Source organism: Kurthia gibsonii, from assembly GCF_006539985.1.
Lineage (GTDB): Bacteria > Bacillota > Bacilli > Bacillales_A > Planococcaceae > Kurthia > Kurthia gibsonii.
Map to the genome: position 1 here is coordinate 1 of NZ_BJOB01000049.1, position 15733 is coordinate 15733.

A 15733-nucleotide genomic window follows, 5' to 3' on the forward strand; every position below is an offset into this window, starting at 1 on the left:
GATTATTCGCATTTAAGACATATTATTTTGTTCTGTCCAAGCTCTTTAAATTGATAGGATGTATAATACAGAAAGTTAATTATGTATATTAATAAAAATTAGCTTGCGATTTTTGAACCCTTTGAACGATTGCATTTCCAACAAAGTGTTTGAAGATTATCTTCGCTAGACATTCCACCTTTTGAAATAGGAATAATATGATCAATTTCTAAAAGCAAATTGGGTTCGTCATTTATAGACAAATTACAGTTTTGACACGTATAATTATCGCGTTCCTTTATTTTTTCTCTTAATTTTGAAGTCATCACTGCTCGTTGTCCTTGTACACTTTTTTTTAGAGTTCGTAAAAAACTGGAACCGCGCTATAATGCGATTCCAGTTTTTCTTATGCTCATATAAATTAGTATTTTTATACTTATGCCCCAACCTCTAATTTTTTATACATTCTTCGGTTGCGTAACGGTTACTTTAAATAAGTCGCCGTCAATCGTAATTTCCATACGTCCTTCATGTAAATCAACAATGGATTGTGCAATGGCTAATCCAAGACCTGATCCTTCTGTATGTCGAGAAGCATCTGCTCGTTTGAAGCGTTCATACAGTTCTTCGACATCTTCGCTAATTTCATATTTCGAGATGTTCTTCACAGTTAGTACCGTTTGTTTGTCATTGTCTTCTAATGTCACAAATACACGCGTTCCATCCATTGAATACTTAATCGCATTCCCGACTAAATTATCAATGACACGCCAGTAACGCTGACCATCAATATGTGTCGTCACTGCATGGTCTGGAATTTGTACTTGGAAACGTAAGCCAGACTGTTCAATGTCCGTTTCATGTTCACCGATCGCTTGTTGGACAAGCTGTGCTAAATCAACGTCTTGTTTATGCAATTCGATATTACCTGAACTCATCTTCGATACTTCAAATAAGTCATCAATTAATGTTTTTAAACGTTGTGATTTTTTGTCGACGACATCAATATATTGTAGTCGTTCTTCTGTTGAAAGATTTTCTTTTTTCAGCAACTCTGTGTACGTAATAATCGATGTTAGTGGTGTTCGTAAATCGTGACTAACATTCGTGATTAACTCCGTTTTTAAGCGTTCACTCTTATATTGTTGTTGCTGTGATGTTTCCACACCTACTTGCATTTGATTAATCAATTCTGCAAGTTTCTTGAAGTCTGAGTAGCGTGTTAGCTCAATTTTTTCATCACTACCACGCTCTACAATTCGCTCCGTCGTTGTAATGACTTTGTTTAAATCCCCAATCTGCTTATAGAAGTAAATCGTGGTCGGAACAACAAATAAAATATAGAGGAAAACATAAAACAAGACAATAAATCCACTATTAAAGTTTGAAATCATAACCATAAAGCCGAATCCAGCTAAGAAAATGATAATGAGATACAGCGTTACTTTAATAAAGATGGGACTCTTTATTAAACCATTCTTAAAAATATGAATGACCCATTTCGTCGCAGATGTTTCCCATAGTTTTTTCTTATCCGCAAAAGCATAGAATACAGATAAAACGAGTTTAATCGTTACGTCCATTAACACCCAAATTACTAAACCAATTAAGATACACATTACAAGCATTTCGAATATAGAAGTGTACCCTTGATAATTCAAATAGTTATTAGTGTTATTAGCAATCTCAATGGATAGACCCATCGCAATGATAAAGAAAGCAATCGCTGCAAGCATTTGAATTTCAGCAGGCGCTTGATATACACGATACATATGGCGTTTTTTAATTAATAAAATACACGCAATGATGAAGAAAAGTCCTGAAATACCAAAGAAAATATAAAAGGCATACTGCACGATTTCGTATTTATCTTTTTCTTTCAGTAATTCTGCAACACCTGTCGCATCTTGATTAATAAAGATTTGTCCTGTATAAACTGGGATATCTGTCATCATGAAACCATTTGTTTCTTGTAGATCTTCAAATCCTGATACATACGATAAATCTTCTAGTGATTTAATATCGTAAAAAGCACCATACTCTGTTGAGCGAAAAGCAATTTTAAATAGTGGATTTTTTTCCTCTGTTGCATTTTTAAATGTTTCACCTGTATCAACATTTTCTAAATCATACGAGAAATAAGGATATTGTTTTTTTAGTAATTCGCGATATTTGTCACGTTTTTCATAATAAAGCGTAATTTCTTTTTTCTGCTGTTTGATTAATTTTTCTTTTACATAGTTACGATCTTCAAATATACGCGTCACTTCTTTGATTTTTGCATCGCGTTCTTTTTTCAACTTATCAGAAAGTGATGTTGCCTCCATATCTTCTGCTTCTTGAATTCGCGCTACATATTCATCACGAATACTCATAATTTGGTCGCTCAACGTTCCGTTCTCTATCCGATAATTCTCAATCTGTTCATTCGTAATATTAATATCTTTAATCGCCTGTTCTTTTGTCATCGAGTCGAGTTCAAAATAAGCCAGACTCGTCTTATAATTCGATAACTTCTCTTGGAATGTATTCGATTCAAAATAACTTTTAAATAACGTAGACTGCAAGATGACAATTAAGAAAATTGAAACCATCGCAAGTGCCATACTTAATGAAATGAACGGTTTCATCCATTTAGCCATTCACATTCTCTCCCAACATTTTTAATTTCGCGAGTAGTACATTCGGGTTACCCCATTCATGGAAGAAAATTTGAGAACAATAAATCAAACAAATAATCGCTAAACTAAGTGCCGCTAAAGAGGCAATCACTGATTTAAGACTTGTCGATCTTGTATCCAACTCCCCACACCACCTTCACATATTTCGGGTTTTTGGGATTGACCTCTATTTTCTCTCGAATTTTTCGAATATGTACCGCCACAATATTATCTGCATTATAAGCGGCTTCTTTCCAAACTCGCTCATAAATTTCATCAATGGAAAAAACACGCCCTACATGCTCCATTAATAGTTGTGTAATTTTAAATTCGATTGGTGTGAGTTTGACCTCATCCCCATCGACTGTTATCGTTTTAGTGTCATTATTTAATACGAGACCATCCACAACAATTTCGTTTGATTGTTGCTCTTTTTGTTCGTATGACCCAAAACGCATATAACGACGTAATTGTGACTTCACACGTGCTAATAATTCTAAAGGATGAAAAGGCTTGCCGATATAGTCGTCTGCTCCCATAGATAAACCAAGTATTTTATCTGTTTCCTCTACTTTCGCACTGAGCATAATAATCGGAATATTTTGGTCTTCACGTATTTTAAACGTAGCAGCAATACCATCTAAATTTGGCATCATCACATCCATGATAATCAAATGAATTTCATGTTGTTTTAAAATCTCTAATGCTTCCTGACCATCAGCTGCTTTTTGTACATGATAACCTTCATTTTTTAAGTAAATCTCAATACCATCTCGAATGGCTTGATCATCATCTACTACTAAGATTGTGTATTCCATCTGTATTCCTCCTGCTCTTTTGCTTACTCTTACTATATCGTTTATTTCTTAACATCTACTTAGGATAAATATGAAGATTTTCTTAAGATTCTATCGGCTGCTTTCCTTTTAACGTCACAACAAGAATACCACCTAATAAAAAGGAAACGCCAACCCATACGGTAAGACTTAAATTTTCACCTACTAAAAAGACACCTAATAATGCCGCAGTTAATGGTTCCCCCAGTGATAGTGTAACTGCTGCAGAAGATGAAATCGCATGTAACCCGCGTAAAAATAATAAGTAGGCAATACTTGTGCCTGCTACACCCATCACAAAGAGTGGTAGCCAATTACTCGGAATCCCAATCCACTCGACGCCTAAAAAGAGTGAAAATGGTAACAAGATGACGCCACACATCGTAAATGTCATCGCAACAGAAGGTAATGCTGCTTCTTTTTCTAACAATACTTTACTAACATTTGTATAGGTAGCAAAGGCAACTCCTGCACAAAGAGCGCATAGAATGCCACTTGGGACAATTGTTGTTTCGCCTTTACTTGTAAATAACAGTACACAACCGATAATCGCAAAGCATGTCGCAAATGCCCATGTTCTAGTTGGTCTTGTTTTTAAAAAGAGCCATTCAATTAAGCCCGCAAAAATCGGTGAACTACCAATTGTCACAACTGTTCCTACTGCGACACCTGTTAAATGTACAGATGTAAAAAAAAGTGGTTGGAACAAAGCCATCGACAATGCAGCGAAAAAAGTTTGTTTCCAAGACCACGTTCGAAATGCTATCTTTTTTAAAAGAATCGCGATGATTAATAAGATTCCTCCACCAATTAATGAACGCATCATCGCAATCGGAATTGGATGAATGCCTTCTGTTAAGTATGTTTGTATTGTACCAACTGTTCCCCATAAAACAGCTGCACACAACACGAGTATGTATGGTATCGCCTTCATTATGTATTCCTCCAATCCCCTATTCTACTTAAATATACCAATTAAAGTTTTATTGAGGCAAGATATGTTTTGCATTATACTACAATAGAAGGTAGGTGTTTCAATGTATAAAACAATTGCCGAAACCGCAAAAGAGATTAATATGCCCGAATCACAAGTCATGCGCTATGTGTTAGAAGGACGCATTCACTCGGTTCATGACGGACAGGATTTTTTAATTAATACACAACAATTTGACACATATTTTGAACAACTTGAACAAGTAAAACACGAAATTGAAATATGGAAAAATACGCCGATTCCTGAAGATATCGATGTAAAAGATGAAGACTAATACAAAAAAGAGAAACCGTCATGCCAAATTACACGACGATTTCTCTTTTTTTATTGTTTAACTATTAAGGAACCATCCAACCTAATACATTACTTTGTAAAAACGTAATGATACAAATACATAGTAATAGAATAATACTATATTTTAATGTGAAACGAAGTAACTCTGATTCACGTCCGACTAATCCAACAGCTGCTGCTGCAACTGCAATGGATTGTGGTGAAATCATCTTACCTGTTACACCACCAGATGAGTTCGCTGCAAGTGCTAATACTGGATCCATTCCCACATGCCCTGCTGTTACTTGCTGTAACTTCGCAAACATCACGTTCGCTGATGTATCTGAACCTGTAATAAATACGCCTAACCAACCAAGTACAGGTGAGAAGAACGGGAATAATGCGCCTGTTTTGGCTAATACAAGTGCAAGTGTCGTCATCATACCTGCTGCATTCGTTACATAAGCATAAGCAACTACCGCACAAATTGTAACGATTGGGAACTTGATTTCATTTAATGTTGAAAATAACGTTTGCCCCCATGCTTTAAAGCTCATACCAAAGATGAATTTTGTAATGAAGCACGCGATAAAGATGGCCGTACCTGCTGCGCCTAATAACTCTAATTTATAAACAGCCGCAATCGGTAATTCCGTCATCCCATCGATAATTTGATTATTCACAAAAGGTACTTCAGGTGTGAATGTTAGGAATTTACCAAGTGAATTAATAGCACTTAAAATCGCATTACTTCCTTCATAATGACCTGTTAAAGCCGTTTTGATTGTTGGAATACCCCATAACGAGATTAAAGCTGTTAATAAGATAAATGGTGACCATGCTTTAAAGATTTTACCTGCTGAATATTTTTCAACTTGTAATGTTGCTGTTTGCTCTTCACTTTTAAAACGATAAATTGTTTTGGGTTGCCAGAACTTCATGAATACTGCTAATGCTACAAGTGACACTAATGCAGAAAGTACGTCTGGTAACTCAGGTCCTAAGAAGTTTGAAGATAAAAATTGCGTTACTGCGAATGTAATACCCGATACAAGAACTGCTGGTAATACTTCGATTGTCTTCTTCCATCCCGTCATAATAAATACAAGGAAGAATGGAATGAAGATTGATAAGATTGGTAACTGTCGTCCAACCATTTTTGAAATTTCTAATGCTGGAATACCTGTTGGTCCTTCCATCGCAATAATTGGAATCCCAATTGCTCCGAATGCTACGGGTGCCGTATTTGCAATTAAACATAAACCTGCTGCATATAACGGATTAAACCCTAAACCGACTAGTAATGCAGCTGAGATTGCTACGGGCGCACCGAATCCTGCTGCTCCTTCTAAAAACGCACCAAAAGAAAACGCTACCAATAATGCTTGAATACGACGGTCTTCTGTAATTGAAAGTACAGATGAACGAATAATATCAAATTGTCCTACTCTTACTGTGATGTTATATAAAAATACAGATGTGACAATAATCCAAGCGATTGGCACAAGTCCATAGACTGCACCTTGACTTGCTGACATAACGGCTGTTTTAACAGGCATGTCAAATGCCACAACGGCTAGAATAAGTGCGATTAATAACGTGGTAAGACCTGCAATATACCCCTTCATTTTTTTAATAGCAAGCGCCCAGAAAAAATAAAGTATTGGAATAATAGCTACAAGCGCCGTCCACCATAAGCTGTCCCCTACAGCGGTGAAATTTTGCGTGAATGTCATTTTTTCTCCCCCTTATGTACATCGTTACGTATTGAATTTTCGATATTTTGAAAAAATTCAATATAACATTAGGTCATCAGATGACCTAATTAAGATTATATATTCAAAATATTAGAAAAAACAATCTTTTTTTCAAAAAATTTTAACTTCTCTTCTTTTCAGAAAAAAACTGTCTACTCTCTTTCATGCTATAATACAAAAAGAACAAACAGAGAAACGGAGTGTTTTACATGGAAATTACACAAATTGAACGCTGTCATAAACAAACAGATGATTTAATTGCTACAGAAGGTGCAGATTTTTTAACTTCACCTATTCACTTTCTAAAAGAACATGATCAAGAGTTTTTATATATGGAATCACCACTTTTTGAAGAATTAAAGATGGATGCTGTTGTATTTGAATATGATGAGATGTTCGATGCATATACTGCTTTATTTGGTTTACGTTTACAGAAAAAATATGCTACTGCGATTAAAGAATATTTACACACTCATTTACGTTCGATTTTCGGTGCTTCTTCAGCTAGCTTTTCAGGTAACGAAGGACTGTGGGAGATTAATATTGCACTTACTGCTATTGAAGGATTTAAAGAAGATGGCACATTATTAGAAGCTCTTACTTTACTTGAAAAATTTGTGAGAGCATTAATAAATGAAGTAACTGCTAACTAAATCAAGTTCACAACAAAAAGCCAGAATCACGTAATAAAGCGTAACTCTGGCTTTTCTTATATTTTGCTATGACTTTCAAACGGGTACAACAACCGATTGTTTCGAGAGCATACTCGCATAATCTTCTACCATTACAGAAGCAGTTGGATACATACCTGCACCAGGACCTACCAATGTAATCTTACCGATATAGTTCGTATCAAGTGCGACTGCATTATCGACGCCATCAATTGCATATAGTGGATGTGCCGCATCAACAAGTTGCGGTCCAATTTCTGCATGAATTTTACCGTTTTCATCAATAGAAACTTCTGCAATATGACGATAGCGTTGGCCATTTGCATCTGCTTGTTGTACTTGTGCCAATGTAATTTCAGAAATACCTACCACTTTTACATCTTCCCAGTCCGGTTGTTTACCGAATGCGAGCGCACTTAAAATCATTAGCTTTTTGAAAGCATCTTGTCCTGAAATATCATTATATGGATCTGCTTCTGCATATCCTAAGTCTTGTGCATTTTTTAAAGCTGTTTCGAATGAAATACCTTCTGTACGCATTTGCGTTAAGATATAATTCGATGTGCCATTTAAAATACCTTGAATGTGTAATACATCATTCACACGTAGAATTGTCTCCATTGTTTTGATTACTGGTACACCACCAGCAGTAGTTGCTTCAAAACCTACTTGTACACCGTATTTTTTTGCCTTCTCTTGTAGCGCTTGACCAAATTTAGCAAACATGACTTTATTTGCAGTAATAACGTGCGCGCCTTTTTCAATTGCTGCATCTAAATAACCATATGCTGGTTCTTCTCCAACAATTGCTTCAAAGACAACGTCTAATTGTGGCAATGCTAAAATATCTTCAAAACGATTCGTTAATAAAGACGCATCTACACCTTCGCGCTCTTTTGAAACATTATGGACTAAAATTTTTGCTACTTCGATGTCCACACCAAATGTTTCTTTCAATTGCTTTCGCTTTTCTTTCAAAATGTTAAAAATGCCTTCTCCTACCGTTCCGAACCCTAGGATTGCCATCTTCACTGCTGTCATATTGTTCGCCTCCAATGATTAAATTTAATTTGTTTATTTCGAACGTTCATTTCACAACTTAATGAAAATTCTAACGTATTTAAAGACATATTTCAAGAGAAATTCTTTTTCAGAAGGACAATTGTTTTTTCTAAGAGGTCATTTAATACTGAATTTTAGAAAATAAAAGGAACTGCCCACAACGGATTGAGTCAGTTCCTTCTATTATATATAACTGATTTTAGAACCTATTTTGCGACCACTGTTACTTGTTGGAATGCTTGCTCTAACGCATGAGTTAGATCTTCTGCATTTTCAAGGCCGATTGATAAACGAATGAGTTCTTCTGGCACACCTGATTGAATAAGTTCTTCTTCATTTAATTGTTGATGTGTTGTTGAAGCTGGGTGAATAATTAATGAACGCGCATCGCCTACATTGGCTACATGTGAGAATAGCTCAATTGCATCAATGAACTTGCGACCTGCTTCACGCCCACCTTTAATACCAAATGTTAAAACAGAACCTGCACCATTTTTTAAATATTTTTCTACGAGTGGCGCATACTCACTATCTTCAAATCCATTATAGTGTACCCATTCCACTTGTTCATGATTGCGTAAGAATGTCGCTACTTTATGTGCATTTTCATTATGACGTAGCACACGTAAATGAAGTGTCTCTAAACCTTGTAAGAAGTTAAAGGCTGCATCTGCACTCAATGTCGGACCGAAGTCACGTAATAATTGAACGCGTAAACGTGTTGCAAACGCTGCATTCGGTGCATCCACACCATAGCGAATACCATGATAAGAAGCATCTGGTTCTGTATAGTCTGGGAATTTACCCTGCGTCCAGTCGAACTTCCCTGCATCCACTACGATTCCACCTATTGTTGTACCATGTCCACCAATCCACTTTGTTGCCGAGTGAATCACAATATCTGCACCATGTTCAATCGGGTTACATCCAACTGGTGAAGCAAATGTATTATCGACGATGAGTGGAATTTGATGTTCATGTGCAATTTTTGCAAATGCTTCTAGATCAACTACTGATAAGCTAGGATTTCCAATTGTTTCAACATATAGCGCTTTTGTATTCTCTTGAATGGCTTCTGCAAACTTCTCAGGCTCACGCTCATCAACGAAAGTGGTTGTAATACCGTAACGTGGAAGTGTATTCGCAAATAAATTGTACGTGCCTCCATATAAACTATTCGCAGCTACAATATGATCTCCTGCACGCGCAATATTTAAAATACTAAATGAGATAGCAGCCATACCTGAAGATAGAGCAACTGCTGCTGTTCCTCCTTCTAATAAGGCAACACGTTTTTCAAACACATCCACTGTTGGATTCATAATGCGTGAATAAATATTGCCTGCTTCTTCTAAAGCAAATAATTTACGAGCATGTTCTGAATCATTAAATTGATATGCAGTTGTACGGTAAATAGGTACTGCAATCGCTCCTGTTACGGGATCTGGTGATTGACCACCATGTACGGCTAATGTTTCTTTTTTGAATTCTGTCATATATGATTCCTCCTAAAATGAATTATGATGATGGACATCGGAATAAGGAATTATAGGAGAAGGATTTTATAAAAAAAGCCCTCTTCTTAGGTAAGAAGAGGGCTGTATCGAACATGGTCCTCCCCTTATCTGTCAGATCCGATAAAAAATCTGTAGGAATTAGCACCTTGGTTTCAAAAAAGAAACTGGTTGCTGGGCATCGCAGGGCCTATCCCTCCGCCACTCTTGATAAAGGTTTTAAACATATAATGTTTCCATCAATTTCTATCTAGTATAGTCATCTATTTTTCATTCGTCAATCTTTTTTCTGAAAATTTTTATTATACTGATTTAATTCTTTTAAAATGTAAAAAATTATTTAAAAGTAAAATAGAAAAAAAGAATTAAAAAACGAATCAAAGGTTTTCGAATAAGATGAGCATTTATGGTAGCATAGTCTTTGAATACAAATGACAATAGGAGTTGAATGAATCATGAATCAAGTAAAAGAATTATTACGTAGTCATACTTCTGTCCGTAAATATACAGGTGAAGAAATACCAAAAGAAGTAGTATATGATTTAATCGAAACTGCACAGATGGCTGCAACATCACACTTTGTACAAGCATATAGTGTGATTTATGTGACAGACCCTGAGAAAAAAGCAAAACTTGGCGAATTATCAAATAATGATTTCCAATTCAAAACAGCTGGCGCTTCTTTCTTATTTTGTGTAGATTTTAAACGTCTTCAAATTGCTGGTCAAAAATACGACATTGATATTACAGCTGATTCAGCTGAAAATGTCTTAGTCGGTGTAACAGATGTTAGCTTATTTGCTCAAAACTTCGTTATTGCAGCTGAGGCTGAAGGTTATGGCATTTGCTATATTGGCGGCGCACGTAATAATCCAAAAGAAATTAGCGAATTATTCAACCTACCTGAATACGTCTTCCCGATGTTTGCAATGACAATCGGCAAACCAACGAAAAGAAATGATACAAAACCACGTTTACCAGTGGAAGCAATTGTACATGAAAATGGGTATGACGTAGAAAAATACGACGCACTATTAACACAATATGATAAAGAACTTGGTGAGTACTACTTAAACCGTAATGCTAATCAAAAAGTAACGAACTGGACGAAACAAATGGCGGATTACTTAGTAAACCAACAACGTCCGTTCATTAAAGATTTCCTTGCTTCACAAGGCTTTACGTGGAAATAGTCTAAATACAAGAAAGAATCACACTTACGATTGTGCGATTCTTTCTTTTTATTTTTTCAATTGAATAGATACTTCAATATGATTTAGCTGCTGTTCTAAATCATATAAAGCTTCATATGCTTCATCAAGTGTCACACGTTCAAAACGAATTTGGTCACCTGGCTTCATTTGCCCAAAACGATGTAAGTCAGCTGAAATCACCTGTCCAATACGAGGATAACCACCTGTTGTTTGACGATCTGCTAATAAAATGATGGGTTGTCCATCATTCGCTACTTGAATCGTTCCATTCGTTACTGCTTCTGAAACCATCTCTTGTTGCACATCTTTTTGAAGCTTAAATCCTTTTAAACGGTACCCCATACGGTCAGATGACATAGCAACATCAAAATGAACACGTTCAAAATTTTGTTGTGTAGCTGTTGTGAACCATTGATATTCGTTCCCTTCGACGAAACGAATACGATGTCTTTTACGTACCTTTTTATAAAAATCAGGTCGGACATGCCACGAAACTGTACTAAAATATTCGTTTTCAATCGGTAATACAGGTGTATCCCAATTTGTATTCATTAACTGTATTTCATCTTGTTCTTGAAGCGCACGTCCATTTAGACCACCCATATTTGCGCGCAAGTATGTACTTTTACTTCCAAGCTTTTCTTCTATTGAAAAACCATGTTGCACAGCAAGATAACTTCTCAACCCTTTTTTTGCACCTTTAAAACGAAGTGTTTGATTGGCACGAACCAACACAGGTCGCCACTGTGGTACGTCCATCCCCTGAATTGTCGGTGTTAAGTCACCACCTGTAATTGCAATATACGTATCTTCTGAAAAATGAAATGCCGTACCGCGCAGCGTTACTTCGATACATGCTTCGTGCTGATGATTCCCTAATAAACGATTGGCAATTTTAAGTGCAAAAGAATCCATCGCCCCGCTTACAATAACTCCTATGTTTTGATAGCCGATTCGTCCAATATCTTGGATTGTTGCAAGTGTGCCAGCTTTTAAGCAAATGATTGACATAGATTTTCTCCTTTCAGCACATGATATTCTTCAATTGAAATAGGATAGAATCGAATCCAGACACCTGCTCGTAATAAGGTAGGCTTTTCTGCTTCTGGTGTAAATAAAGCTGTTGGTGTACGTCCGATGATTTGCCAACCACCTGGCGTTTCAATCGAATACACACCTGTTTGTGAACCTGCAATCCCAACAGATCCTGCTTCAATTTTTAAACGTGGTGTTTGTTTTCTTGGTGTTGCTAATGATTCGTCTAGTCCTCCTAAATACGGGAACCCTGGTGCGAACCCTAACATATAAACAAAATAATCACGTCCTGTATGTTTTTGAATCACTTCTTTTGGCGTGATGCTATGATAGTTTGCGACTTCTTCTAAATCAGGCCCAAATTCGCCACCATAGCAAACAGGAATTTCAACTACCTCTTCCACCTGTTCTGTAACAGTTATTTCTTGTTGTAGAATAATACAGATTTTTTCTTCTAACCACTGATATGGATTTTGTCGATTGTGTATTTTCTTCTTCACATCTAGTGGGTTAAACAAAATTGTGATTACTTGAAATGATGGTACGATTTCTTCATACGGTAACTCCGCATCCTCTATATGTTGGATTAATAATTGCATCATATGATACTGTTGAACGCTCACCGCTTCGTTAAATTCAATACGAATCGCAGCGTCTCCCATTGGCGATATTGTTGTGTATTCATTAAATCGCATGTCGCCACCCCTTTTCCCGAATTTCGGAATTTTAATTCTGAATATAGGAATAATTATAGAATTATTCAATTATTTTCGCAATTATTTTTTAAAATATCGGACTATTCAAGCTATACACACTTTTTATTTTATGGTATTATTCGAAACATAAGTTTCTTAAAATGGAACTAATAAACTGAATTACGGACTAAAATGGGGATAAAGGAGTTGATTTCATGTTTCAAGTCGACTTGAACTGCGATTTAGGTGAAAGCTTTGGTGCATACAAAATGGGCAATGATGAATTAATCTTAGATTATGTCACGTCAGCCAATATCGCCTGTGGTTTCCACGCTGGTGATCCACATGTCATGCGAAAAACAGTAGAGCTAGCACTTGAAAAGAACGTCAAAATTGGGGCACATCCTGGGTTTCCAGACTTAGTAGGTTTCGGTCGCAATGCGATGCATCTATCACCACACGAAGTTTTCAACATTGTCACGTACCAAATCGGGGCATTACAAGCTTTGACAACTGCTTTCGGTGGAAAATTAGAACATGTCAAACCACATGGCGCACTGTATAATTTAGCAGCAAAAGATGAAAGCCTTTCCACTGCTATTGCAGAAGCGATTTACGCAGTAAATCCTGAATTTGTCTTATATGGCCTTTCAGGTAGTGAACTCATCAAAGCAGGTGAAAAAATCGGTCTCAAAACAGCGAGTGAAGTATTTTCAGACCGTACCTATCAAGCTGATGGCTCGTTAACATCTCGTACATTACCAAATGCACTTATTACAGATGACCATCAAGCTGTTGAACAAGTATTGAATATGATTACAAAAGGAACAGTTCAAACCGTTCAACAAACAAGTTATCCAATTGTCGCAAATACCGTTTGTATCCATGGGGATGGCGTACACGCACTACAATTTGCACAATTCATTCATCAACGATTAACGGAGAGTGGGATTCAAGTTACACCGTTCCGTTAGAACAAAGGGGAGTTTCATATGGAAAAAGTCGACTTACATACACAGTCATCGACAAAAAAGAAAGCTGGCGCTAGTGTCCTATTAGGTGCCGCCTTCTTAATGGCCACATCATCAATCGGTCCTGGATTTTTAACACAAACAACGATTTTCACAGATCAACTACGCGCGAGTTTTGGTTTCGTTATTTTAATCTCGCTCTTACTCGATGTTTTTGCACAAATGAACGTTTGGCGCATTATTGTCGTATCGGGTTTACGTGGACAAGAGATTGCGAATAAAGTACTGCCTGGTCTAGGATTCGTTCTAGCCATCTTAATTGTTTTTGGTGGACTTGCTTTTAATATCGGGAACGTCGCCGGTGCTGGTCTTGGTCTGAACGCAATGCTTGGGCTTGATGTAACAACTGGCGCTGCACTAAGTGCGATTTTTGCGATTGTTATTTTCTTATTCAAAGAGGCAAGTAAAATTATGGACCGCGCTGCACAAGTAGCTGGTGGTATTATGATTCTTCTGATGATGTACGTAGCGATTTCAACAGCACCGCCTGTTGGTGAGGCAGTGATTCGTACATTCGTACCAACGGAATTAAGTATTTTTGCGATTGTCACATTAGTGGGTGGTACTGTCGGTGGTTATATTACATTCGCAGGTGGGCACCGTTTACTAGATGCTGGATTAAAAGGCACAAGCGCAATTCCAGAAGTGAATAAAAGCTCGATTACAGGGATTGCTGTAACAGGTGTTATGCGTGTTCTTCTATTCCTAGCTGTATTAGGTGTTGTATCACAAGGTGTTAAATTAGCTGCAGATAACCCTGCTGCTTCTGTATTCGAAAGTGCTTTAGGTACTGCTGGTTTCCGTATTTTCGGTGTGATTATGTGGGCTGCAGCTGTTACTTCAGTTGTTGGTGCTGCTTACACATCTGTATCATTCATTAAAACATTCCATAAAAATATTGCTAAGTATGAAAACTGGATTATTATTGCGTTTATCGCGATTTCAGCTCTTGTCTTCATCTCAGTTGGTAAACCTATCAATGTACTTGTATTAGCTGGTGCATTAAATGGTCTAATCTTACCAATCGCACTTGGCACATTATTAATTGCTGTTCATAAAAAATCAATCGTGGGCAATTATAAACATCCAAAATGGCTAACGATTACAGGAATTCTTGTTGTCGTATCAATGGGGACACTTGGCTACATGACATTGGTTGAACAAATTCAATTACTAATGAAATAAGGAGTGAACGAGAATGGATTACGCAAATTTATCACCTGCTGAAATTCGCAAGTTAATTCGCGAAAAGCAGATTACAGGTCCAACAGCTGGTCACGCACTTGGCTATGCACAGGCAAATTTAGCTATTTTAAAAAAGGAACACGCTTTTGATTTTCTCTTATTTGCACAACGAAATCCAAAAGCCTGTCCAATTTTAGATGTAATCGAACCTGGTGAAGTCGCACCAAAAGGAATCGCCAAAGATGCAGATATTCGTACAGATATTCCAAAATATCGCGTCTATAAAAAAGGTGTATTCGTTGAAGAAGTAACGGATTTATATGATTACTGGTCAGATGATTTCGTCTGCTTCTTAATCGGTTGTAGTTTCTCTTTTGAAAATGCACTACTGAATAATGAGATTGATGTACGTCATATTTCTGAGGGTTGTAATGTACCGATGTATAAAACGAATATCGCTACGACACCTGCTGGACTTTTCGAAGGTCCGACCGTTGTTTCAATGCGTCCGATTCCTGAAGCAGACGTAGTACGTGCAGTTCAAGTAACTTCTCGTTTTCCTTCTGTTCATGGTGCGCCGCTTCATATTGGTAATCCTGAAACAATCGGTATTCAAGATCTTTCAAAACCAGACTTTGGTGATGCAGTAACCATTAAAGAAGGCGAAGTACCTGTATTTTGGGCTTGTGGTGTTACGCCTCAAGCAATTGCTATGCACGTAAAACCCGATTTAATGATTACACATGCACCTGGACATATGTTTATAACGGATATTCGTGACGAGCATTTAGGGATTCTATAAAATTCAATTTAAAAGCCAAAGAGGG

The 15733-nt window shown here is 36.9% G+C and carries 16 protein-coding genes and 1 riboswitch; of the genes, 6 read left to right on the forward strand and 10 right to left on the reverse strand.

From position 1 onward, the window contains the following. Positions 1-98: 98 nt before the first annotated feature. The 5 genes from KGI01_RS14225 to KGI01_RS11705 form a co-directional block, all read right to left on the reverse strand. Positions 99-305, reverse strand: coding sequence for an HNH endonuclease (locus tag KGI01_RS14225; RefSeq protein WP_141274823.1), 207 nt, complete (start codon positions 303-305; stop codon positions 99-101). 132 nt (positions 306-437) lie between these two features. Further along, a complete protein-coding gene (locus KGI01_RS11695) occupies positions 438-2621 on the reverse strand; it encodes a HAMP domain-containing sensor histidine kinase (RefSeq protein ID WP_141274824.1) in 2184 nt (727 codons plus the stop codon). Next, positions 2614-2781 carry a hypothetical protein gene (locus tag KGI01_RS13915; RefSeq protein ID WP_156422379.1) on the reverse strand — a complete coding sequence of 56 codons (168 nt, stop codon included), beginning with the start codon at positions 2779-2781 and terminating at the stop codon, positions 2614-2616. The genes KGI01_RS11695 and KGI01_RS13915 overlap by 8 nt, the downstream gene beginning before the upstream one ends. Continuing rightward, positions 2756-3457, reverse strand: a complete 702-nt coding sequence (locus KGI01_RS11700) for a response regulator transcription factor (protein ID WP_141274825.1) — start codon at positions 3455-3457, stop codon at positions 2756-2758. Before KGI01_RS11700 ends, KGI01_RS13915 begins: the two co-directional genes overlap by 26 nt. Positions 3458-3539: 82 nt before the next feature. After that, on the reverse strand, positions 3540-4409 hold the full coding sequence (locus tag KGI01_RS11705) for an EamA family transporter (RefSeq protein ID WP_141274826.1): 870 nt from the start codon (positions 4407-4409) through the stop codon (positions 3540-3542). Between the two features lie 103 nt (positions 4410-4512). Here KGI01_RS11705 and KGI01_RS11710 point away from each other — a divergent pair, with 103 nt between their 5' ends. Further along, positions 4513-4743, forward strand: coding sequence for a helix-turn-helix domain-containing protein (locus KGI01_RS11710; protein WP_141274827.1), 231 nt, complete (start codon positions 4513-4515; stop codon positions 4741-4743). 64 nt (positions 4744-4807) lie between these two features. On the opposite strand, the gene KGI01_RS11715 is transcribed toward KGI01_RS11710, so the two are convergent. Next, a complete protein-coding gene (locus KGI01_RS11715; RefSeq protein ID WP_141274828.1) occupies positions 4808-6478 on the reverse strand; it encodes an L-lactate permease in 1671 nt (556 codons plus the stop codon). Between the two features lie 230 nt (positions 6479-6708). Between KGI01_RS11715 and KGI01_RS11720 the strand changes: the two genes are divergently transcribed. Continuing rightward, positions 6709-7152 (forward strand): protoporphyrinogen oxidase, encoded by a 444-nt coding sequence (locus KGI01_RS11720; RefSeq protein WP_141274829.1) that lies wholly within the window; start codon positions 6709-6711, stop codon positions 7150-7152. 75 nt (positions 7153-7227) lie between these two features. Here the strand turns inward: KGI01_RS11720 and KGI01_RS11725 are convergent, their stop codons facing one another. Next, the gene (locus KGI01_RS11725; protein ID WP_141274830.1) at positions 7228-8211 is read right to left on the reverse strand and encodes a homoserine dehydrogenase; all 984 of its coding nucleotides are present in this window, start codon (positions 8209-8211) and stop codon (positions 7228-7230) included. A gap of 227 nt (positions 8212-8438) precedes the next feature. Continuing rightward, positions 8439-9728: an O-acetylhomoserine aminocarboxypropyltransferase/cysteine synthase family protein gene (locus KGI01_RS11730; RefSeq protein WP_141274831.1), complete on the reverse strand. Its 1290-nt coding sequence runs from the start codon at positions 9726-9728 to the stop codon at positions 8439-8441. Positions 9729-9850: 122 nt separating this feature from the next. Next, positions 9851-9963, reverse strand: a riboswitch (SAM riboswitch). Positions 9964-10201: 238 nt separating this feature from the next. Here KGI01_RS11730 and nfsA point away from each other — a divergent pair. Then, positions 10202-10939 (forward strand): oxygen-insensitive NADPH nitroreductase, encoded by a 738-nt coding sequence (nfsA, locus tag KGI01_RS11735; RefSeq protein WP_141274832.1) that lies wholly within the window; start codon positions 10202-10204, stop codon positions 10937-10939. A 48-nt stretch (positions 10940-10987) separates the two neighbouring features. Here nfsA and KGI01_RS11740 read toward each other — a convergent pair whose 3' ends face one another. Beyond that, complete coding sequence (locus tag KGI01_RS11740; RefSeq protein WP_141274833.1) at positions 10988-11971, reverse strand: 5-oxoprolinase subunit C family protein; 984 nt, start codon at positions 11969-11971, stop codon at positions 10988-10990. After that, positions 11953-12690, reverse strand: coding sequence for a 5-oxoprolinase subunit PxpB (gene pxpB, locus KGI01_RS11745; protein WP_141274834.1), 738 nt, complete (start codon positions 12688-12690; stop codon positions 11953-11955). The genes KGI01_RS11740 and pxpB overlap by 19 nt, the downstream gene beginning before the upstream one ends. 215 nt (positions 12691-12905) lie before the next feature. Here pxpB and KGI01_RS11750 point away from each other — a divergent pair, with 215 nt between their 5' ends. From KGI01_RS11750 to KGI01_RS11760, 3 genes are read left to right on the forward strand one after another with little or no spacing between them, the layout of a single operon-like run. Next, a complete protein-coding gene (locus KGI01_RS11750; RefSeq protein WP_087680926.1) occupies positions 12906-13664 on the forward strand; it encodes a LamB/YcsF family protein in 759 nt (252 codons plus the stop codon). A gap of 18 nt (positions 13665-13682) precedes the next feature. Then, entirely contained in the window at positions 13683-14906 is a 1224-nt protein-coding gene (locus tag KGI01_RS11755) for an NRAMP family divalent metal transporter (protein ID WP_141274835.1), read from the forward strand. Positions 14907-14919: 13 nt separating this feature from the next. Then, entirely contained in the window at positions 14920-15708 is a 789-nt protein-coding gene (locus KGI01_RS11760; protein WP_141274836.1) for a putative hydro-lyase, read from the forward strand. The last annotated feature ends 25 nt before the right edge of the window (positions 15709-15733 follow it).

Coding starts and splice junctions, on each gene's coding strand:
- KGI01_RS11715 (WP_141274828.1), bottom strand. CDS start 6,478: ATGACATTCACGCAAAATTTCACCGCTGTAGGGGACAGCTTATGGTGG.
- KGI01_RS11755 (WP_141274835.1), top strand. CDS start 13,683: ATGGAAAAAGTCGACTTACATACACAGTCATCGACAAAAAAGAAAGCT.
- KGI01_RS11740 (WP_141274833.1), bottom strand. CDS start 11,971: ATGTCAATCATTTGCTTAAAAGCTGGCACACTTGCAACAATCCAAGAT.
- pxpB (WP_141274834.1), bottom strand. CDS start 12,690: ATGCGATTTAATGAATACACAACAATATCGCCAATGGGAGACGCTGCG.
- KGI01_RS11760 (WP_141274836.1), top strand. CDS start 14,920: ATGGATTACGCAAATTTATCACCTGCTGAAATTCGCAAGTTAATTCGC.
- nfsA (WP_141274832.1), top strand. CDS start 10,202: ATGAATCAAGTAAAAGAATTATTACGTAGTCATACTTCTGTCCGTAAA.
- KGI01_RS11725 (WP_141274830.1), bottom strand. CDS start 8,211: ATGACAGCAGTGAAGATGGCAATCCTAGGGTTCGGAACGGTAGGAGAA.
- KGI01_RS14225 (WP_141274823.1), bottom strand. CDS start 305: ATGACTTCAAAATTAAGAGAAAAAATAAAGGAACGCGATAATTATACG.
- KGI01_RS11710 (WP_141274827.1), top strand. CDS start 4,513: ATGTATAAAACAATTGCCGAAACCGCAAAAGAGATTAATATGCCCGAA.
- KGI01_RS11720 (WP_141274829.1), top strand. CDS start 6,709: ATGGAAATTACACAAATTGAACGCTGTCATAAACAAACAGATGATTTA.
- KGI01_RS11730 (WP_141274831.1), bottom strand. CDS start 9,728: ATGACAGAATTCAAAAAAGAAACATTAGCCGTACATGGTGGTCAATCA.
- KGI01_RS11700 (WP_141274825.1), bottom strand. CDS start 3,457: ATGGAATACACAATCTTAGTAGTAGATGATGATCAAGCCATTCGAGAT.
- KGI01_RS11750 (WP_087680926.1), top strand. CDS start 12,906: ATGTTTCAAGTCGACTTGAACTGCGATTTAGGTGAAAGCTTTGGTGCA.
- KGI01_RS11695 (WP_141274824.1), bottom strand. CDS start 2,621: ATGGCTAAATGGATGAAACCGTTCATTTCATTAAGTATGGCACTTGCG.
- KGI01_RS11705 (WP_141274826.1), bottom strand. CDS start 4,409: ATGAAGGCGATACCATACATACTCGTGTTGTGTGCAGCTGTTTTATGG.